Origin of the sequence: Streptomyces sp. NPDC001851, from assembly GCF_040297165.1 — a bacterium.
Classification (GTDB): domain Bacteria; phylum Actinomycetota; class Actinomycetes; order Streptomycetales; family Streptomycetaceae; genus Streptomyces.
In genome coordinates this window covers 69713-88442 of sequence record NZ_JBEOYR010000036.1, presented here as the reverse complement: position 1 = coordinate 88442, position 18730 = coordinate 69713, and the positions used below count along the sequence as shown (strand labels likewise).

The 18730-nt window shown below is 72.0% G+C and carries 16 protein-coding genes; 7 read left to right on the top strand and 9 right to left on the bottom strand.

Translation table 11 applies throughout. The features are described 5' to 3' along the window. Positions 1–329: 329 nt before the first annotated feature. The 5 genes from ABT171_RS37015 to ssgD all read right to left on the bottom strand — a co-directional run bounded on the left by ABT171_RS37015 (position 330) and on the right by ssgD (position 7089). Positions 330–1304: an acyl-ACP desaturase gene (locus tag ABT171_RS37015; RefSeq protein WP_351250803.1), complete on the bottom strand. Its 975-nt coding sequence runs from the start codon at positions 1302–1304 to the stop codon at positions 330–332. Positions 1305–1564: 260 nt separating this feature from the next. After that, complete coding sequence (gene ddaH / locus ABT171_RS37010) at positions 1565–2341, bottom strand: dimethylargininase (protein WP_351250802.1); 777 nt, start codon at positions 2339–2341, stop codon at positions 1565–1567. A gap of 133 nt (positions 2342–2474) precedes the next feature. Next, entirely contained in the window at positions 2475–4742 is a 2268-nt protein-coding gene (locus tag ABT171_RS37005) for an ATP-binding cassette domain-containing protein (RefSeq protein ID WP_351250801.1), read from the bottom strand. Positions 4743–4752: 10 nt separating this feature from the next. Continuing rightward, positions 4753–6378, bottom strand: a complete 1626-nt coding sequence (locus ABT171_RS37000) for an ABC-F family ATP-binding cassette domain-containing protein (RefSeq protein WP_351250800.1) — start codon at positions 6376–6378, stop codon at positions 4753–4755. Positions 6379–6672: 294 nt separating this feature from the next. Then, the gene (ssgD, locus tag ABT171_RS36995) at positions 6673–7089 is read right to left on the bottom strand and encodes a spore wall synthesis regulator SsgD (protein WP_351250799.1); all 417 of its coding nucleotides are present in this window, start codon (positions 7087–7089) and stop codon (positions 6673–6675) included. Between the two features lie 210 nt (positions 7090–7299). Between ssgD and ABT171_RS36990 the strand changes: the two genes are divergently transcribed. Then, positions 7300–8403, top strand: a complete 1104-nt coding sequence (locus ABT171_RS36990) for a WD40/YVTN/BNR-like repeat-containing protein (RefSeq protein ID WP_351250798.1) — start codon at positions 7300–7302, stop codon at positions 8401–8403. Between the two features lie 59 nt (positions 8404–8462). Then, positions 8463–8801, top strand: coding sequence for a plasmid stabilization protein (locus tag ABT171_RS36985; RefSeq protein WP_351250797.1), 339 nt, complete (start codon positions 8463–8465; stop codon positions 8799–8801). Between the two features lie 10 nt (positions 8802–8811). Here ABT171_RS36985 and ABT171_RS36980 read toward each other — a convergent pair whose 3' ends face one another. Continuing rightward, the gene (locus ABT171_RS36980) at positions 8812–9108 is read right to left on the bottom strand and encodes a YciI family protein (RefSeq protein ID WP_351250796.1); all 297 of its coding nucleotides are present in this window, start codon (positions 9106–9108) and stop codon (positions 8812–8814) included. 60 nt (positions 9109–9168) lie between these two features. On the opposite strand from ABT171_RS36980, the gene ABT171_RS36975 reads away from it, so the two are divergent. Then, positions 9169–9924, top strand: a complete 756-nt coding sequence (locus ABT171_RS36975; protein WP_351250795.1) for an endonuclease V — start codon at positions 9169–9171, stop codon at positions 9922–9924. Here the strand turns inward: ABT171_RS36975 and ABT171_RS36970 are convergent. Next, a complete protein-coding gene (locus tag ABT171_RS36970; RefSeq protein WP_351250794.1) occupies positions 9873–10061 on the bottom strand; it encodes a hypothetical protein in 189 nt (62 codons plus the stop codon). The two genes, ABT171_RS36975 and ABT171_RS36970, sit on opposite strands and share 52 nt — an antisense overlap. Positions 10062–10177: 116 nt before the next feature. Next, positions 10178–11374 carry a saccharopine dehydrogenase family protein gene (locus tag ABT171_RS36965; protein ID WP_351250793.1) on the bottom strand — a complete coding sequence of 399 codons (1197 nt, stop codon included), beginning with the start codon at positions 11372–11374 and terminating at the stop codon, positions 10178–10180. 289 nt (positions 11375–11663) lie between these two features. On the opposite strand from ABT171_RS36965, the gene ABT171_RS36960 reads away from it, so the two are divergent. From ABT171_RS36960 to ABT171_RS36950, 3 genes are read left to right on the top strand one after another with little or no spacing between them, the layout of a single operon-like run. Next, a complete protein-coding gene (locus ABT171_RS36960; protein ID WP_351250792.1) occupies positions 11664–12824 on the top strand; it encodes a CaiB/BaiF CoA transferase family protein in 1161 nt (386 codons plus the stop codon). A gap of 43 nt (positions 12825–12867) precedes the next feature. Beyond that, positions 12868–14082 carry an acetyl-CoA C-acetyltransferase gene (locus ABT171_RS36955; protein ID WP_351250791.1) on the top strand — a complete coding sequence of 405 codons (1215 nt, stop codon included), beginning with the start codon at positions 12868–12870 and terminating at the stop codon, positions 14080–14082. Positions 14083–14123: 41 nt separating this feature from the next. Next, a complete protein-coding gene (locus tag ABT171_RS36950; protein WP_351250790.1) occupies positions 14124–16307 on the top strand; it encodes a 3-hydroxyacyl-CoA dehydrogenase NAD-binding domain-containing protein in 2184 nt (727 codons plus the stop codon). On the opposite strand, the gene ABT171_RS36945 is transcribed toward ABT171_RS36950, so the two are convergent. Beyond that, entirely contained in the window at positions 16293–17000 is a 708-nt protein-coding gene (locus ABT171_RS36945) for a MerR family transcriptional regulator (RefSeq protein WP_351250789.1), read from the bottom strand. The genes ABT171_RS36950 and ABT171_RS36945 overlap by 15 nt on opposite strands. Positions 17001–17236: 236 nt before the next feature. On the opposite strand from ABT171_RS36945, the gene ABT171_RS36940 reads away from it, so the two are divergent. Next, on the top strand, positions 17237–18703 hold the full coding sequence (locus tag ABT171_RS36940; RefSeq protein WP_351250788.1) for an amino acid permease: 1467 nt from the start codon (positions 17237–17239) through the stop codon (positions 18701–18703). Positions 18704–18730 lie beyond the last annotated feature (27 nt).

The window sequence follows — 18730 nt, the reverse complement described above, 5'->3', positions numbered from 1 at the left end:
CCCCCCGGGTCATCCGTTCGACAGGGGGGAACAGTCATGCCGGGCCCGGAGGCCAGCGGTCCTCTTACAGGACCGCGGAAAACATAACGGGGGGGAGGGGCCTGGGAGCGGCAGTACCGGCGAGCGCCGGCCCCCTCGGGCCAGGGCCCGGCGGCGCCGGGCTTCAGCGGGCGGCAGGCCGCCGAGCGCCCTACCCTGGGGTCCGGACCCGGTCGGCGCCGGGCCTGGGCGAGCGGCAATCCTCGGGAGCGCCAGGTGCCGCCGGCCCCCGGGGCCGGCCCCGGCGGTGTGAGTGTCCGGCCCGGGGGAGGCGGAGACCCTGACGGGCCTCAGGCGCCCGAGCGGGCCGTCATGCGGGCCTTGCGGGCGGCGAGCCTCTCGTCGAACTTGGCGGCTTCCGCGTCCAGGCCGCCCATGAAGAGGCCGAGTTCCTCCTGCGCCTGGCGTCCCTCGGGGCCGAGGCCGTCGATCTCCATGACCTTCAGGAAGCGGAGGACCGGCTGGAGGACGTCGTCGTGGTGGATGCGCAGGTTGTACACCTCGCCGATGGCCATCTGCGCGGCCGCCCGCTCGAAGCCGGGGATGCCGTGGCCGGGCATGCGGAAGTTCACCACGACGTCCCGGACCGCCTGCATCGTCAGGTCGGGGGCCAGTTCGAAGGCCGCCTTCAGCAGGTTGCGGTAGAAGACCATGTGCAGGTTCTCGTCGGTCGCGATGCGGGCCAGCATGCGGTCGCAGACCGGATCGCCGGACTGGTGGCCGGTGTTGCGGTGCGAGATGCGCGTGGCCAGCTCCTGGAAGGCGACGTAGGCGATCGAGTGCAGCATCGAGTGACGGTTGTCGGACTCGAAGCCCTCGCTCATGTGCGCCATGCGGAACTGTTCCAGCTTGTCCGGGTCCACCGCCCGCGAGGCGAGCAGATAGTCGCGCATCACGATGCCGTGGCGGCCCTCCTCGGCCGTCCACCGGTGCACCCAGGTGCCCCACGCGCCGTCGCGGCCGAAGAGCGTGGCGATCTCGTGGTGGTAGCTCGGCAGGTTGTCCTCGGTGAGCAGGTTGACCACCAGGGCGATGCGGCCGATCTCCGTCACGCCGGACTGGTTCTTGTCCCAGGCCTCCCCGTCCTCGAACAGGCCCGGGAAGTTGCGCGCGTCGCTCCACGGCACGTACTCGTGCGGCATCCAGTCCTTGGCGATCTTCAGGTGCCGGTTCAGTTCGGTCTCGACCACTTCCTCCAGCGCGAACAGCAGCCGCGCGTCGGTCCATGCGGACGGGCTGCCGAGGTGAGGGGAGGTGATCGTCATAGGAACTCCAGGGGGACGGCGAACAATGGGGGAGAAAGAGCGGCGGTCCGGCGAGCGGCGCCGGGAAACCTACGAGATCGTAGGCTACGAAGCCGTAGGTTACGAAGCCGTAGCTTAAGGCCGTCGTAAAGAGCACTGATCAGCACGGCGACGGCGGGTGTCCCGGCGTGTTCCGCCCGCCGTCGCCGCTCGGCTCCCGGACATGCCGACGGCCCCGGAACCAGGCGTTCCGGGGCCGTCGGCATGACGGGATCAACCACTCAGGCGTACAGCTCGCGCAGTCGTACCGAGAGGCAGGTCACACAGCCTTCGAGTTTCTCGAACTCGCTGATGTCCACCGTGACCACCTCGTGGCCGAGGTCGGTCAGCAGTTCCGCCGTCTTCGGGGCGCTCGCCGCCATCAGCAGCGTGTGCCCGCCGAGCAGCACCACGTGGGCGCCGGACTCCTCCGGTACCGACAGGAAGCCGGGGAACAGCGACGGCCGGTCGATCTTCGGGATGTGCCCGATCACGGTGCCGTCGGGCAGCGCGGTCACCGCCGACTTCAGGTGCAGCACCTTGCTCACGGGCACGGGGACCACCCGCGCGCCCAGCGGCTCGAAGGCGGCCCGCAGCTGCTGCACCCCGGCCGCGTTGGTACGTCCGCCCCGGCCGACGTACACAGTCTCGCCGACCTTCAGCACGTCACCGCCGTCCAGCGTGCCCGGTTCCCATATCCAGTTCACCGAGCAGCCGAGGCTGGCCACCGCCTCCTCCACTCCGACGGTCTCCGCGCGCCGGGACTCCGCGCCGGGCCGGGTGATCAACGCCACGTTCCTGTACATGACGACGGTGTCCTCGACGAACACCGAGTCGGGGCAGTCGTCCTCCGGGTCGACCTCGATCGTCTCCCAGCCGTGCGTGCGCAGGGCCTCGACGTAGGCCTCCCACTGCTCGACGGCCCGCCCCACATCGACCTTCTCCCGCTCGATGTGCGTCACCAGGCCTTCGGCGAGGCGGGGGCTGGGGCGGCGGACGAGGGCCTTCTTGCTGCGCACGAGGGGCCTTTCGAATCGGTGCGAGTCGGTGATGCGGTGGTGGCGCCGCAGGCTGCGGCACCGGTCCGCCATCATGCAGCCCGCTCCGGCCTGGACAAAACCCTCGTCATCAGGCTGTGCCCCTCCTGAGACGTCACCCTGTCGTCCGGCGCAGATGCTCCGCGGTGGCCGAGCCCCGGGCCGTGAGCAACTGCCGCGGGGTTCCCGTGAAGACCACCTCGCCGCCGTCCCGGCCGCCGCCGGGCCCGAGGTCGACGACCCAGTCGGCGTGCCGGACGACGTCCAGGTGGTGTTCGACCACCACGACCGTGTTGCCCGCGTCGACCAGCCGGTCGAGCAGGGCCAGCAGGGCGCCGACGTCCGCCAGGTGCAGGCCCGTGGTCGGCTCGTCCAGGACGTACACCGCGCCGGTCCGGTGCAGCCGGGTGGCGAGCTTGATCCGTTGCCGTTCGCCGCCGGAGAGGGTGGACAGCGGCCGGCCGAGGGACAGATGGGTCAGGCCGACGTCCCGCAGGGCCCGCAGCGGGCGCAGCACGGTGTCCTCGGGGACGTCCAGGTCGCCGAAGAAGTCCAGTGCCTGCTCCGGGCCCATGTCGAGGACGTCCGCGACCGAGGCCCCGCGGACGGTGAGCCGGAGCACCTGGTCCTGGAAGCGGCGCCCGGCGCAGCCGGGGCAGACGGTCGTCACCGGGTCCATGAAGGCGAGGTCGGTGACGATGACACCGCGCCCCTCGCAGTCGCCGCACGCCCCGGCCGAGTTGAAGCTGAACAGCGCCGGTGACGTCCCCGTCGAGCGGGCGAAGAGCCTGCGTACGGTGTCCATGATCCCCAGGTAGGTCGCCGGTGTGGACCGCCCGGAGACCCCGATGGCCGACTGGTCCACCACCACGGCCTCGGGGTGGGCGGCGGTCAGTTCGCCGGTCAGCGTGCTCTTGCCCGAACCGGCCACCCCGGTCACCACGGTCAGCACGCCCGTCGGGAACTCCACCGTGACCTCGCGCAGGTTGTGCCGGCTCGCGCCCTTCACCCACAGCCCGCCCGTCGCCCGCCGCACCCGGCGTTTCACCCCGGCGCGGCGGCGCAGACACCGGCCCGTGCGGGTGCCCGAGGCGGCCAGCGCGGCGGGCGTGCCCTCGAAGACGACCTGTCCGCCGTCTGCGCCTGCCCCCGGGCCCATGTCGACGACGTGGTCGGCCAGGGCGATGAGATCGGGGTCGTGCTCCACGACCAGCACCGTGTTGCCCCGGTCGCGCAGCCGCAGCAGCAGCTCGCCCAGGCGGCCCACGTCGCGCGGGTGCAGTCCGGCGCTGGGTTCGTCGAAGACGTACGTCAGTCCGCTCAGGCTGGAGCCGAGGTGCCGTACGGTCTTCAGCCGCTGGCCCTCGCCGCCGGAGAGGGTCGCGGTCTCCCGGTCCAGGCTGAGATAGCCCAGGCCGATCGCCTCGATGCGCTCCAGACCGTCCACGGCGGCCCGGGCGACGGGTGCCGCCACCGGGTCGTCGATCCGCCGCAGTACGGCGATGAGGTCGGTGACCTGCATCCGGGCGCAGTCGGCGAGGGACAGTCCGCACACGCGCGTGGCGAGCGCGGCCGCGTTCAGCCGGGCTCCCCGGCACACCGGGCACAGGTCCTCGGTGAGGAACTCCCGGACGAGATCGCGGGTGCGCCGGCTGAGCGCGGACAGGTCGCGTTTGAGGTAGAGCCGTTCGAACCGGTCGGCGAGGCCCTCGTAGTCGATGTCCCGTGAGCCGCCGGTGTTGCGGACGCGGACGCGCGCGCCCCGCCCGTGCAGCAGGAACGCGCGCTCGTCGGCGGTGAACGCGCCGACCGGCTTGTGCACGTCGAGGTGGGTGGTGTGGGTGTAGGTCTGGCCGTGCCAGGTGCCCGCGGCGAACGGCGGGAACCGGACCGCCCCGCCGGCCAGCGACCTGGCCGGGTCGAGGATGCGGTCCCAGTCGGGCCGTACCGTACGGCCCAGGCCGTCGCACTCGGGGCACATCCCCGACGGGTCGTTGAACGAGTAGGCCGTGGCCGGTCCGGCGCTCGGGGTGCCGTACCGGGAGAACAGCACCCGGAGCACCGCCTGGATGTCGGTCATGGTGCCGACCGTCGACCGCGCGTGGCCGCCGACCGGCCGCTGGTCGACGACGACCGCCGGCGAGAGGTCCGTCAGCGACTCGATGTGCGGGCGCTCGAACCGGGGCAGCCGGTTGCGTACGAACGAGGGGTAGGTCTCGTTGAGCTGGCGCTGGGACTCGACGGCGATCGTGTCGAAGACGAGCGAGGACTTGCCCGATCCCGAAACGCCGGTGAACACGGTCAGCCGGCCTTTCGGGATGCGCAGATCGACGTTCTTGAGGTTGTTCTCCCTGGCTCCGGTGAGGGTGATGAAATCGGGCATGCCGCCGACGCTAGGCGGGATACCCGACATCCTCCGGCGTGATTTCCCTCAGTTCTCCCTCCTCCATCAGCAGCCAGCGGGTGATGCCGATCGACTCCAGGAACGGCAGGTCGTGGCTGGCCACGAGCAGCGCGCCCTGGTACGACTCCAGGGCCGAGGTCAGCTGCCGCACGCTCGCCATGTCGAGGTTGTTGGTCGGCTCGTCGAGCAGCAGCAGCTGGGGCGCCGGCTCGGCGAGCATCAGCGCGGCCAGGGCCGCCCGGAACCGCTCGCCGCCCGACAGGGTGGCCGCCTGCTGGTCGGCCCGCGCGCCCCGGAACAGGAAGCGGGCCAGCCGCGCCCGGATCCGGTTGTTGGTGGCGCCCGGCGCGAACCGGGCCACGTTCTCGGCGACCGTCAGCGCGTCGTCCAGCACGTCCAGCCGCTGGGGCAGGAAGCGCAGGGCAACGTGCGCCCGCGCCTCGCCGGACACCGGGGCCAGTTCCCCGGCGACCGTCCGCAGCAGCGTCGTCTTGCCGGCGCCGTTCCGGCCGACCAGTGCGATCCGCTCCGGACCGCGCAGGTCGAGGATCCCCTCGACCCGCGCCCCGTGGGCCATCGCCAGGTTCTCCAGGGTGAGCACCTGCCGGCCGGGCGGCACGGCGGTGTACGGCAGGTCGACGCGGATCTCGTCGTCGTCCCGTACCGCTTCCGCCGCCTCGTCCAGGCGCTCCCTGGCCTCGGCGAGCTTCTCCTCGTGCATGATGCGGTGCTTGCCGGCGGAGACCTGGGCCTGGCGTTTGCGCTCGCCCATGACCACCTTGGGCTCGCGTTTGGTGTCCCACATCTTCTGTCCGTACCGCTTGCGGCGGGCCAGCTTGACCTGGGCGTCGGCCAGTTCGCGCTTCTGCTTGCGCAGATCCGCCTCGGCGACGCGCACCATCCGCTCAGCCGCCTCCTGCTCGACGGCCAGCGCCTCCTCGTAGGCCGAGAAGTTGCCGCCGTACCAGGTGACCTCCCCGGAGCGCAGCTCCGCGATCTGGTCGACCAGGTCGAGCAGTTCCCGGTCGTGGCTGACCACGACCAGCACGCCCGGCCAGGCGGCGACGGCCTGGTACAGCCGGCGGCGCGCGTACAGGTCGAGGTTGTTGGTGGGCTCGTCCAGCAGCAGCACGTCCGGGCGGCGCAGCAGCAGTGCGGCCAGCCGCAGCAGCACCGACTCGCCGCCGGAGACCTCGCCGACGGTGCGGTCCAGGCCGATGTGGCCGAGTCCCAGTTCGCCGAGGGTGACGAGGGCGCGTTCCTCGACGTCCCAGTCGTCGCCGAGCGTCTCGAAGTGTTCCTCGGCGACGTCGCCCGCCTCGATGGCGTGCAGCGCGGCCCGCCGGGCGGCGATGCCCAGGGCCTCGTCGACGCGGAGCGCGGTGTCGAGGCTGACGTTCTGCGGGAGGTGGCCGACCTCGCCGGCCGTCCTGACGGTGCCGTCGGCCGGGGTGAGTTCACCGGCGAGCAGCTTCAACAGGGTTGACTTCCCCGATCCGTTGACGCCGACGAGTCCGGTGCGGCCGAGGCCGAAGGCGATGTCCAGGCCGTCGAAGACGGCGGTGCCGTCGGCCCAGGTGAAGGACAGGGACGTACAGGTGAGGGAAGATGACATGAGGGCCTCGCGAAGGGTGTCGTGCGGTCGGTGGGCGCATGTCGAGACACCGCGAGGCGGGAACCGAAGGTCGTGGGGCACGGAGAGGCCGCGAAAAAAGGCCTGTGCCGAGGGACGGCTCGGACGCCGAGGTCGTACGCCGCGCACACACCTCACCAGTGCGACGCGGTGCCTCAGGACCTCAGACGAGCAACGTCCTTCTCCAATCGACGGCAACAGGACCGATGTACACCGTACGAGGGGGCCTGGGGGCTGTCAACGGGATTGATCAAGGGCTGCACGCGCGCGTGGCGCTCAGCAGGCGTCCCGCATCAGTTCGGCCAGGCCGTGGTCCAGGTCGAGCTGGAGGTGTTCGAGGCCGGCGGGCACGAGTGCGTCGGCCGCCTCCAGGAAGCGCCGGATCTCACCCGAGCGCACATGCACGATCGCGGTGCCCTCGGGGGCGTGGAACTCCAGCACGGTGCGGTCGTAGCCGTACGGCCGCACCCGTACGTCCCCGTGGCCCGCCGGGCCCTGCAGTCCGGCCGTGAGCAGCTCGCGGGAGAAGGTCCAGCAGACGTCGACCCCTTCCAGGGTGGCCGGGGCCGGGAAGGTCATGACGACGGCGAACGGATCGCGCCGGTCGTAGCGCAGCGTCGCGGGAATGCTCGGCATGCGCGGTGCTGCGGCGACGAGACGGGCCTCTACGGGCTGCTCGATGACGGTGGACAACGCCTTGCTCCCTCGTGACGGCTGGACTACGCCCGGGTGTGCGCGACCCGGCACTGGAAGAGACGACGGATCCGGCCAATGCGTGCACACGGAGACCGAGTGACCTCGGTCACCGCATTCATGCACGGCGAAGGGCCGGGTGTTCTCCCGCGTGACGGCGGGCACTTGCCCTCTGGACGGCGCGGAACCGGTGGGCTAGCTTCGCCCGCCATGAGGCGCTTGGGCGGCACGCGACGCAGAGGACGTACGAGCAGGCTGGTGGCGGCGGGGGTGGCGGGCGGGGCGGCGCTGGCCGCGCTGACCGTTCCGGCGGCCGAGGCCGGGCCGCTGAGGCAGGGCAGCCCGCACTGGGCGCCGAAGGACCCGGGCACCCCGCAGGTCCGCTTCCGGGGCCTCGCGGCCGTGGACCGGCGCACCGCCTGGCTGGCCGGTACCGGCGGCACGGTACTGCGCACGACGGACGGCGGGACGAGCTGGCGGAACGTCTCTCCTCCGGGCACGGGGGACCTGCAGTTCCGGGACGTCGAGGCGTTCGGCGCGCGGCGCGCGGTGGTGCTGGCCATCGGCGAGGGCGAGGCGTCCCGCGTGTACCGCACCGACGACGGCGGAGCGACCTGGACGGAGTCCTTCCGCAACACCGACCCGAAGGCGTTCTACGACTGTCTGGCCTTCTTCGACCGGCGGCACGGCCTCGCGATGGGCGACCCCGTGGACGGAAGGTTCCGCATCCTGTCCACGAGCGACGGCGGCCGCTCCTGGCGGGTGCTGCCCGCCGAAGGCATGCCGCCCGCCCTGGACGGCGAGGCCGGCTTCGCCGCGAGCGGCCAGTGCCTGGTCACCTCGGGTCCGCGGGACGTCTGGCTGGCCACCGGCGGCGGCGCCCACGCGCGCGTGCTGCACTCCGCCGACCGAGGGCTGACCTGGACGGCCGCGGACACACCGGTCCCGGCCGGCGATCCCGCCAAGGGCGTCTTCGCGCTCGCCTTCCGCGACCGCACCCACGGCCTCGCCGTCGGCGGCGACTACCGCCCCGGCCGGCCCTCGCCGCAGGCGGCCGCCGTCACCGCGGACGGGGGCCGCACCTGGACCCCGGCCGCCACCCCGCCGCCCTCCTACCGCTCCGGGGCCGCCTGGCTGCCGCACAGCCGCACCGTGGCGCTCGCCGTCGGCCCGACCGGCACCGACCTCACCACCGACGCCGGCCGCACCTGGCGGACGATCGGCACCGGCTCGTACGACACCGTGGACTGCGCGCCCGACCTCGGCTGCTGGGCCGCCGGTGAGCAGGGCAGGGTGGCACGGCTGGAACGCTGACGTGAGCGCCCGGAACCCGGGTACTCGTTCCCACGGAAAGCGACAGGAAGGGAGCGATCATGCCCGCCGGTTCCAGCTCCAAGCGCGAGCGCCAGTACGAGCACATCAAGAAGAGCGCGCAGGACCGGGGCGAGAGCACCGAGCGCGCCAAGGAGATCGCGGCGCGGACGGTCAACAAGGAACGCGCCCGCTCCGGCGAGTCGAAGACCGCGAGCCGCAGCTCGACGCAGGACATGTCGTCGGCCAAGCGCGGCGGTCAGCGGTCGGGCAACCGGGTCGGCTCCCACGGCCCGACCCGCGACCAGCTGTACAACGAGGCGAGGCAGCGAGGCATCGAGGGCCGTTCGCACATGAACAAGGACGAGCTGCAGCGCGCGCTGGACGCCAAGAAGGGATGAGCGGCGGCGGTCAGCCGAGCGTCTGCCGGTGGCGGGCGAGCTCGGGAGCCGTCTTCGTGGCGGTGAACTCGGTGACGCGGTAGGTGCACACGCCGCCGACGGTGAACGGGTCGCCCGCGACGATCTCCTCGATCCGGGCGCGGTCCTCCGCGACGGCGATGATCACCCCGCCGTCACGGGGGTTCTTGCGCCCGGAGGCCAGGAAGAAGCCCTTCTCGTACTGCTCCTCCAGCCAGGCCACATGGTCGGCGAGCAGCGCGTCGACGGCGTCGAGGGGTGCGGTGTAGGTCAGCTCCAGTACGAACATGATCGGGAGCCTACCCCCCGGCTCCGACAGCCGTCGCGGGCCCGTAGAGTCGGCGTCACCATGACGACCGTAGGCGTACCCGCGGGCTGGCCCGCGACCGAGGAAGAGGCCCGGGCGGTCCAGGACGAGCTGCGCGGCCGGGTGGTGCTCGACGAGAGCGGGCCCGAGCCCGGTACGGGCCGTGTCACCGGGGTCGACGTCGCCTACGACGACGCCCTCGACCTCGTCGCGGCGGCGGCCGTCGTGCTGGACGCCGCCACCCTGGAGGTGGTGGCCGAGGCGACGGCCGTCGGCCGGGTGTCCTTCCCGTACGTGCCCGGCCTGCTGGCCTTCCGCGAGATCCCGACCGTCCGGGCCGCCCTGGAACGGCTCCCGTGCCCGCCCGGCCTGGTCGTCTGCGACGGCTACGGCCTGGCCCATCCGCGCCGCTTCGGCCTGGCGAGCCACCTCGGGGTGCTCACCGGCCTGCCGGTCATCGGGGTCGCGAAGAACCCGTTCACCTTCACCTACGACGAGCCCGGTCCGCGGCGGGGCGCTTCCGCTGCGCTGCTCGCGGGGACCGAGGAGGTCGGGCGGGCGCTGCGCACCCGCGACGGGGTCAAACCGGTCTTCGTCTCCGTCGGCCACCGGGTGGGCCTGGACAACGCCCTGGCCCACACCCTGGCCCTGACCCCGCGCTACCGGCTGCCGGAGACCACCCGCCGGGCGGACGCCCTGTGCCGCCGTGCCCTGCGCGAGGCGGCACAGAGCGCCGGGGACGGCGCTCAGGAGGCCACGATCCGCCAGGCGCCGACCTCCTGGTACGCCGAGTCGTAGACGGCCGAGCCGTCTCCCGCCTCCAGGGCGTAGTGGCCGAGGTTCCCGCCCCAGTAGCGCAGGATCCGCCCCAGTTCGCCGGCGCGGTCCTGCGCCGGCGCGTCGTCGTCCACGGTCACTTCGAGCACGAACTTCATGCCTTTCCCGCCTCCTTCGGCTCTCCTGCCTGGGCCTCCATCGTTTCATTGAAGAAGCGTGTGAGACTTTCGCCGCGGTGGCCGCGGGAAGCCGGGGATTCTCGGGTGAGCAAGTCTCAAACGGGGGAGGAGGCGGGGCGGATGGCCGCCACCCGGAAGGTGATGCCCGCGGCGCGCAGCCGCCCGGTCAGGGCGTCGCCCATCGCCTGTGCCGTGGTGACCTGCCCGGCGGTCGGCGGCAGGTCGTCGAAGGCCAGACTGAGGGCCGCCTCGGCGAACATCTTCGCCGTCTCGTCGTAGCCGGGGTCGCCGCCCGCCACCTCGGTGAACACCCGCCGTCCGCCGCCCTCGCCGACGAAGCGCACCGCGAACCGGCTCCGCGCCCGCCGCTCCGCGCTCGGCCCGTCCCCCGGCTGCAGCCGGCCCGACAGCCAGCGCCGCGCGGGCGGCAGTTGCGCGGCCGCCAGTACCGCGCCGGCGGCGGCGATCCCGCCGACGGCGACCGGCAGATGCCGCACCGCCGCGTAGTGCCGGTAGCGGAAGTCGGGGCCGTACCGTTCGAGCGCCCTCGCCGAGCGGCGCACGATCTGCGGGTCGAGGGTCGGCAGCGGCAGCGCCCACGCGCCGACCTCCTCGGCGAACCGGGGCGCACCGGTGGGCACCGAGACCCGGCGCCCCGTCAGCCGCGGCTCGTGCCGTCTCCGGTCGCGGGCGGCGGCCAGCACCCGCCGGCCGCGGGCGAACTGGTTCAGCGCCGAGGCCAGGGTGCCCCCGGAGAAGGCCGCGTCGGCGGTCACATAGCCGTCCACGGTCAGCGGCACACCCTCCGGCAGCTGCTGGACCGTGTAGTACACGCCCAGGTCGTGGGGCACGGAGTCGAAGCCGCACGCGTGCACCAGACGGGCGCCCGTCTCCCGTGCGCGCGTGTCGTGCCGGACGTACACCAGGTCCACGAACTCCGGCTCGCCGGTCAGGTCCAGATAGTCGGTCCCGGTGTCCGCGCAGGCGGCGACCAGCTCCCCGCCGTGCAGCAGGTACGGTCCGACGGCCGTGGCCACCACGCGCGCGTGCTCGGCGAGGGCGCGCAGACCGGCCGGTTCGGTGACGTCGGCGTGCAGGACGCCGACCTCCGCCCCGCCGGGCAGCCGCTCGCGCAACCGCTCCAGCTTCCCCTCGTCGTGCCCGGCCACCGCCCAGCGCAGGTCCTTCGGGGCGTGCGCGGCGAGATACTCCGCCGTGAGAGTGCCGACGAACCCGGTGGCTCCGAAGAGCACGAGGTCGTAGGGACGGTCCGTCCTGTTCAGCCTGCTCATGGCACCCCTTGGTCCCGTAGCCCGCGCCGCTGTCGGGGGCTGAGGCTAGCGTGAGAGCAGTCGGCGACGAGGACCAGCCCGGAGGCAACGGTGGCCGCAGCGCGCAGGCGCCGGCAGCGCACGCGGGGGCGGGCCGGGGTGCACCCGTCCCTCACCCTTCCGGGTGATACGCGCGCCGCCGGGCACTTGGCTAAGCGCTTGCTCGTTGGGGCTTGTGTCCGGTGCGGTGCGTTCTTAGCATCGCCGGTGTTACATCAGTTGTGTCACACGTGTGGAGGGGGCTGGACGCATGACGACGGCAGGGACGCCGGCGGCGCCGGGCGGCGGTCCGCTCTCCGGTGTGCGCGTGGTCGAGCTGGCCGGCATCGGGCCGGGCCCGTTCGCCGCCATGCTCCTCGCGGACCTGGGTGCCGATGTGGTCCGGGTGGACCGGCCGGGCGGCCCCGGACTCGCGATCGACCCCGCCCACGACGTGACCAACCGCAACAAGCGCTCGATCGTGGTCGACCTGAAGGCCGCGGACGGCCCCGCGCGCGTGCTGGACCTCGCCGAGCGGGCCGACATCCTCATCGAGGGCTACCGCCCGGGCGTCGCCGAGCGCCTCGGCGTCGGCCCCGAGGAGTGCCACGCCCGCAACCCCCGCCTGGTCTACGGCCGCATGACCGGCTGGGGGCAGGACGGCCCGCTCGCCGACCGCGCGGGCCACGACGTGGCCTACATCGCGCTCACCGGCACCCTCGGCATGATCGGCCGCCCGGACGAGCCCCCGGCGGTCCCGGCCAACCTGCTCGGGGACTACGCGGGCGGCTCCCTCTACCTGGTCGTCGGCGTCCTCGCCGCCCTGCACCACGCGCGCGTGACCGGCACGGGACAGGTCGTCGACGCCGCCATCGTGGACGGCACGGCCCACCTGTCCGCGATGATCCACGGCATGCTCGCGGCCGGCGGCTGGCAGGACCGGCGCGCCGCCAACCTCCTCGACGGCGGCTGCCCCTACTACGGCACCTATGAGACCGCCGACGGCGGATACATGGCGGTCGGCGCCCTGGAGAGCCAGTTCTACGCGGAGTTCCTGCGCCTTCTGGACCTGGAGGACCTGGCCGACGCCCGCAAGGACCGGACCCGCTGGGAGGAGCTGCGCGAGCGGATCGCCGCCCGCTTCAAGTCCCGTACCCGGGACGAGTGGACGGCGGTCTTCGAGGGCACGGACGCGTGCGTGGCCCCCGTGCTGTCCCTGCGCGAGGCCCCGCACCACCCGCACCTCGCCGCCCGCGGCACCTTCACCGACCACGCCGGCATCACCCAGCCCGCCCCCGCCCCCCGCTTCTCCGCGACCCCCACCGCCCTGCGCACCGGCCCGGCCCGGCCGGGCGCCGACACGCAGACGGTGGCCCGCGACTGGGGAATACCCGCGCTCGTGAACGAGGACCCGGTCACCGACGCCGACTGACCCCGCCCACCCCGCTCGGCCCACCCTTTCGAAAGGCACACCAGTGAGCACCGAAGCGTATGTGTACGACGCGATCCGCACCCCGCGCGGCCGCGGCAAGGCGAACGGCGCCCTGCACGGCACGAAGCCCATCGACCTGGTCGTCGGGCTCATCCACGAGATCCGCGACCGTTTCCCCGGCCTCGACCCCGCCGCGATCGACGACATCGTGCTCGGTGTCGTCGGACCGGTGGGCGACCAGGGCTCGGACATCGCCCGGATCGCCGCGATCGCCGCCGGCCTGCCCGACACGGTCGCGGGCGTGCAGGAGAACCGCTTCTGTGCCTCGGGCCTGGAGGCCGTCAACCTGGCCGCGGCCAAGGTCCGTTCCGGCTGGGAGGACCTGGTCCTCGCGGGCGGTGTGGAGTCCATGTCCCGCGTCCCGATGGCCTCCGACGGCGGTGCCTGGTTCAACGACCCGATGACCAACCTCGCCGTGAACTTCGTGCCGCAGGGCATCGGCGCCGACCTGATCGCCACCATCGAGGGCTTCACCCGCCGGGACGTCGACGAGTACGCGGCCCTGTCCCAGGAGCGCGCCGCCACCGCCTGGAAGGAGGGCCGCTTCGACCGCTCCGTCGTCCCCGTCAAGGACCGCAGCGGCCTGGTCGTCCTCGACCACGACGAGCACCCGCGCCCCGGCACCACCGCCGACTCCCTCGCGAAGCTCAAGCCGTCGTTCGCGGACATCGGAGAGCTGGGCGGCTTCGACGCCGTCGCGCTGCAGAAGTACCACTGGGTGGAGAAGATCGACCACGTCCACCACGCGGGCAACTCCTCCGGCATCGTGGACGGCGCCTCGCTCGTCGCGATCGGCTCCAAGGAGGTCGGCGAGCGCTACGGCCTCACCCCGCGCGCGCGGATCGTCTCCGCCGCCGTCTCCGGCTCCGAGCCGACCATCATGCTCACCGGCCCCGCCCCCGCCACCCGCAAGGCCCTGGCGAAGGCCGGCCTCACCATCGACGACATCGACCTGGTCGAGATCAACGAGGCGTTCGCCGCGGTCGTGCTGCGCTTCGTCAAGGACATGGGCCTCACCCTGGACAAGGTCAACGTCAACGGCGGCGCCATCGCGCTGGGCCACCCGCTCGGCGCGACCGGCGCGATGATCCTCGGCACCCTCGTGGACGAACTGGAGCGCCAGGACAAGCGCTACGGCCTGGCCACCCTGTGCGTCGGCGGTGGCATGGGCATCGCCACCATCGTCGAGCGCATCTGAACTCCCCGCGGAACCAACGGACTTCAACGGAGACGACTGTCATGACCGAGAGCACCACCATCCGCTGGGAGCAGGACGACACCGGTGTCGTCACCCTCGTCCTGGACGACCCGAACCAGTCCGCGAACACCATGAACCAGGCGTTCCGGTCCTCCATCACGGCGATCGCCGCGCGCGCGGAGTCCGAGAAGGACTCCATCCGCGGCATCATCTACACCTCCGCCAAGAAGACGTTCTTCGCGGGCGGCGACCTCAAGGACATGATCAAGGCCGGTCCCGAGGACGCCCAGCAGGTCTTCGACACCGCCACCGAGATCAAGAACGCGCTGCGCCGCATCGAGACCCTCGGCAAGCCGGTCGTCGCAGCCATCAACGGCGCGGCCCTCGGCGGCGGCTACGAGATCGCCCTCGCCTCCCACCACCGCATCGCCCTGGACGCCCCCGGCTCCAAGATCGGCCTGCCCGAGGTCACCCTCGGCCTGCTGCCCGCCGGCGGCGGCGTCACCCGCACCGTACGCCTGATGGGCATCACGGACGCGCTGCTGAAGGTGCTGCTGCAGGGCACCCAGTACAACCCCCGCCGCGCCCTGGACAACGGCCTGGTCCACGAGGTGGCCGCCACCCCGGAGGAGATGCTCGCCAAGGCCCGCGCCTTCATCGACGCGCACCCCGAGTCGCACCAGCCCTGGGACGTCCCCGGCTACAAGATCCCCGGCGGTACCCCCGCCCACCCGAAGTTCGCCGCCAACCTGCCCGCCTTCCCGGCCAACCTGCGCAAGCAGACGAACGGAGCCCCCTACCCGGCGCCGCGCAACATCATGGCCGCGGCCGTCGAGGGCTCCCAGGTCGACTTCGAGACCGCGATCACCATCGAGACCCGCTACTTCACCGAGCTGGTCACCGGGCAGACCGCGAAGAACATGATCCAGGCGTTCTTCTTCGACCTCCAGGCCGTCAACTCCGGCGCGAACCGCCCCAAGGGCATCGAGCCCCGCCAGGTCCGCAGGGTCGCCGTCCTCGGCGCCGGCATGATGGGCGCCGGCATCGCCTACTCCTGCGCCCGCGCGGGCATCGACGTCGTCCTGAAGGACGTCTCCCTGGAGGCGGCCGTCAAGGGCAAGGGCTACTCCGAGAAGCTGTGCGCCAAGGCTGTCGCCAAGGGCCGTACCAGCCAGGAGAAGGCCGACGCACTGCTCGCCCGGATCACGCCCACCGCCGACGCCGCCGACCTCGCGGGCTGCGACGCGGTGATCGAGGCCGTCTTCGAGGACACCACGCTGAAGCACAAGGTGTTCCAGGAGATCGAGTCCGTCGTCGCGCCGGACGCGCTGCTGTGCTCCAACACCTCCACCCTGCCCATCACCACCCTGGCCGAGGGCGTGCAGCGCCAGGACGACTTCATCGGGCTGCACTTCTTCTCGCCGGTCGACAAGATGCCGCTGGTGGAGATCATCAAGGGCGCACGCACCGGCGACGAGGCCCTCGCCCGGGCCTTCGACCTGGTCCGGCAGATCAACAAGACGCCGATCGTCGTCAACGACTCGCGCGGCTTCTTCACCTCCCGGGTGATCGGCCACTTCATCAACGAGGGCGTCGCGATGGTCGGCGAGGGCATCGAGCCCGCCTCCGTGGAGCAGGCCGCCGCCCAGGCGGGCTACCCGGCGAAGGTCCTCTCGCTCATGGACGAGCTCACCCTCACCCTGCCCCGCAAGATCCGGGGCGAGACCAGGCGGGCCGTCGAGGAGGCGGGCGGCACCTGGACGGCGCACCCGGCGGAGGCGGTCATCGACCGCATGGTCGACGAGTTCGGCCGCACCGGCCGCAGCGGCGGCGCCGGCTTCTACGACTACACCGAGGACGGCAAGCGGGCGGCACTCTGGCCGGGTCTGCGCGAGCACTTCACGAAGCCCGGATACGAGATCCCGTTCCGGGACATGCAGGAGCGGATGCTCTTCTCCGAGGCGCTCGACACCGTGCGGCTCCTCGAAGAGGGCGTCCTGACCTCGGTCGCCGACGCCAACATCGGCTCCATCCTCGGCATCGGCTTCCCCGGCTGGACCGGCGGTGTGCTCCAGTACATCAACGGCTACGAAGGGGGCCTGCCCGGATTCGTGGCACGCGCGCGTGAACTGGCCGAGCGCTACGGCGAGCGGTTCACCCCGCCCGCGCTGCTCGTCGAGAAGGCGGAGAAGGGGGAGCCGTTCAGCGACTCAGTCCGCTCCTGACCCGGTGACCCACTCGCCCAGCTCTTCCCGCAGCGAACGCTGGAACGTCGTCAGCAGCGCCTGCACCACAAGGGGGTGCATGTGCGCCGACAGGGACCTCACGTCCTGGGCGTCGCGCTCCGCCACCTCGCCGCGGAAGAGCTGGGAGAGCTCGTGAGCCGCGGCGCGCGAGTGCTCGATGAGCACCCTGCGCGCCGCGAGGATCGCCTCCTGCGACAGCGGTACGTCTAGGAGCTGCACGCCGAGCCGGAGCAGGCCCGAGTCCACCCGGAAGGTGTCACCCTCCGCCTCCGTGACGACGTTCATCGCCGCCAGCCGGTCCACGTCCCCGGCGGTGAGCGGCCGGCCCGCCCGCCGTTCCAGTTCCTCCAGGGACACCGTCTCCACCACGTCCGGCGCCCAGGACGCCACCACCGCCCGGTGGATGGCCAGGTCGTGCGGGGTGAGGTCGTGCGGCAGCTGCTTCAGGTACCGCTCGATCGCCGACAGGGTCATGCCCTGCTGCTGCAGCTCCTCGATGAGGGCCAGCCGCGCCACGTGGTCCGGCCCGTAGTGCCCCACCCGGCGCGGGCCGATCACCGGCGGCGGCAGCAGCCCCTTGCTGCCGTAGAAACGCACGGTACGGACCGTGACGCCCGCCCGGGCGGCCAGCTCGTCGATCGTGAGGGGCGTCTCCCCGGCATCCGTCGTCATGTGCAGCAGTATCGCTGTCTCACCAAAGGTGTGAAACCTCGGGTGAACGACGCGTGAAGGCCGGGTTGATCGTGTGAGAAGCAACGCTCTGTGATGTAGGCCACCGCGTACGGGCGGGTTTCTCTGAGAAGGTGCTGCCTTGGTTTGTGCCGCGACTCATCAGGTCGGCGCGGGCCAAGCCCTGCACGTCCCCCGCGGCCCACGAGGCCCGGGCGCACCAGGAAGTGGAACCACCCGTGAGCAAGGACGCCGTGGATTCGGCACAGGCCGTAGCCCCTGCCCAGGCGGCCGCGAAGCCCGCGGACGCGGGCGACGCCGGTTACAGCAAGGACCTCAAGGCCCGCCACGTAAACATGATCGCCATCGGCGGCGCCATCGGCACCGGACTCCTCCTGGGCGCCGGCGGCCGACTGCACAACGCCGGCCCGGCCCTCGCGCTGGCCTACCTGGTCTGCGGCGTCTTCGCCTTCTTCGTCGTGCGGGCCCTGGGCGAGCTGGTCCTGTACCGGCCGTCCTCCGGGTCCTTCGTGTCGTACGCGCGCGAGTTCCTCGGCGAGAAGGGCGCCTACGTCGCCGGCTGGATGTACTTCCTGAACTGGTCGACGACCGGCATCGCCGACATCACCGCGATCGCGCTCTACACGCACTACTGGTCCATGTTCACCAGCATTCCCCAGTGGGTGCTCGCCCTGATCGCCCTCGCGGTGGTCCTGGCCGTGAACCTGATCTCGGTGAAGATCTTCGGCGAGATGGAGTTCTGGTTCGCGATCATCAAGGTCGCCACCATCGTCGGCTTCATGCTGATCAGCATTTTCCTGCTCGCCACCCAGCACAAGGTCGGCGGCCACACCCCCGGCCTGAGCGTGATCACCGACCACGGCGGTGTCTTCCCGCACGGCGCGATGCCGGTCGTCCTGGTCATGCAGGGCGTGATCTTCGCCTACGCGGCCCTGGAGCTGGTCGGTGTCGCCGCCGGCGAGACCGCCGAGCCGGAGAAGGTCGTCCCGCGCGCGGTCAACTCGATCATGTGGCGGGTGGGCCTCTTCTACGTCGGCTCGGTCGTGCTGCTCGCCCTGCTGCTGCCCGGCTCGGTGTACTCCGCCGACCAGAGCCCCTTCGTGACGGTCCTGTCGAAGATCGGCGTCCCGGCGGCCGGCGACGTGATGAACCTGGTCGTGCTGACCGCGGCCATGTCCTCGCTGAACTCCGGCCTGTACTCCACCGGCCGCATCCTGCGCTCCATGGCCATGGCGGGCTCCGCCCCGAAGTTCACCGCGCGCATGAACCGCAGCCAGGTGCCCTACGGCGGCATCCTGCTGACCTGCGCGGTCTGCGTGCTCGGCGTCGGCCTGAACTACCTGATGCCCAGCCAGGCCTTCGAGATCGTGCTGAACGTCGCCTCCCTCGGCATCATCAGCACCTGGGTGATCATCATGGTCTGCCACATGGTCTTCGTCCGCCGCGCCCGCGTGGGCCTGGCGACCCGGCCGAGCTTCCAGCTGAAGTTCAGCCCGGTCACCGAGATCGCCACGATCGTGTTCCTGCTGGCCTGCCTCGGCATGATGTGGAACGACCCCGACGTGGGCCGCAAGACCATCCTGCTGATCCCGGTGATCGCCCTCATGCTGGTCGCCGGCTGGTTCGGCGTGCGCCGCCGCGTCTCGCAGAACACCGACAAGGAGCTCTCCGAGCTGACGAAGTAGCAGCTCAGGGCCACTGTCAGTGGCATC

Bases quoted from the DNA above. Each gene is read 5' to 3' on its own strand.
- ABT171_RS37015 (WP_351250803.1), bottom strand. From the start codon at position 1,304: ATGACGATCACCTCCCCTCACCTCGGCAGCCCGTCCGCATGGACCGAC.
- ABT171_RS37005 (WP_351250801.1), bottom strand. From the start codon at position 4,742: ATGCCCGATTTCATCACCCTCACCGGAGCCAGGGAGAACAACCTCAAG.
- ABT171_RS37000 (WP_351250800.1), bottom strand. From the start codon at position 6,378: ATGTCATCTTCCCTCACCTGTACGTCCCTGTCCTTCACCTGGGCCGAC.
- ABT171_RS36990 (WP_351250798.1), top strand. From the start codon at position 7,300: ATGAGGCGCTTGGGCGGCACGCGACGCAGAGGACGTACGAGCAGGCTG.
- ABT171_RS36985 (WP_351250797.1), top strand. From the start codon at position 8,463: ATGCCCGCCGGTTCCAGCTCCAAGCGCGAGCGCCAGTACGAGCACATC.
- ABT171_RS36980 (WP_351250796.1), bottom strand. From the start codon at position 9,108: ATGTTCGTACTGGAGCTGACCTACACCGCACCCCTCGACGCCGTCGAC.
- ABT171_RS36975 (WP_351250795.1), top strand. From the start codon at position 9,169: ATGACGACCGTAGGCGTACCCGCGGGCTGGCCCGCGACCGAGGAAGAG.
- ABT171_RS36970 (WP_351250794.1), bottom strand. From the start codon at position 10,061: ATGAAGTTCGTGCTCGAAGTGACCGTGGACGACGACGCGCCGGCGCAG.
- ABT171_RS36965 (WP_351250793.1), bottom strand. From the start codon at position 11,374: ATGAGCAGGCTGAACAGGACGGACCGTCCCTACGACCTCGTGCTCTTC.
- ABT171_RS36960 (WP_351250792.1), top strand. From the start codon at position 11,664: ATGACGACGGCAGGGACGCCGGCGGCGCCGGGCGGCGGTCCGCTCTCC.
- ABT171_RS36950 (WP_351250790.1), top strand. From the start codon at position 14,124: ATGACCGAGAGCACCACCATCCGCTGGGAGCAGGACGACACCGGTGTC.
- ABT171_RS36945 (WP_351250789.1), bottom strand. From the start codon at position 17,000: ATGACGACGGATGCCGGGGAGACGCCCCTCACGATCGACGAGCTGGCC.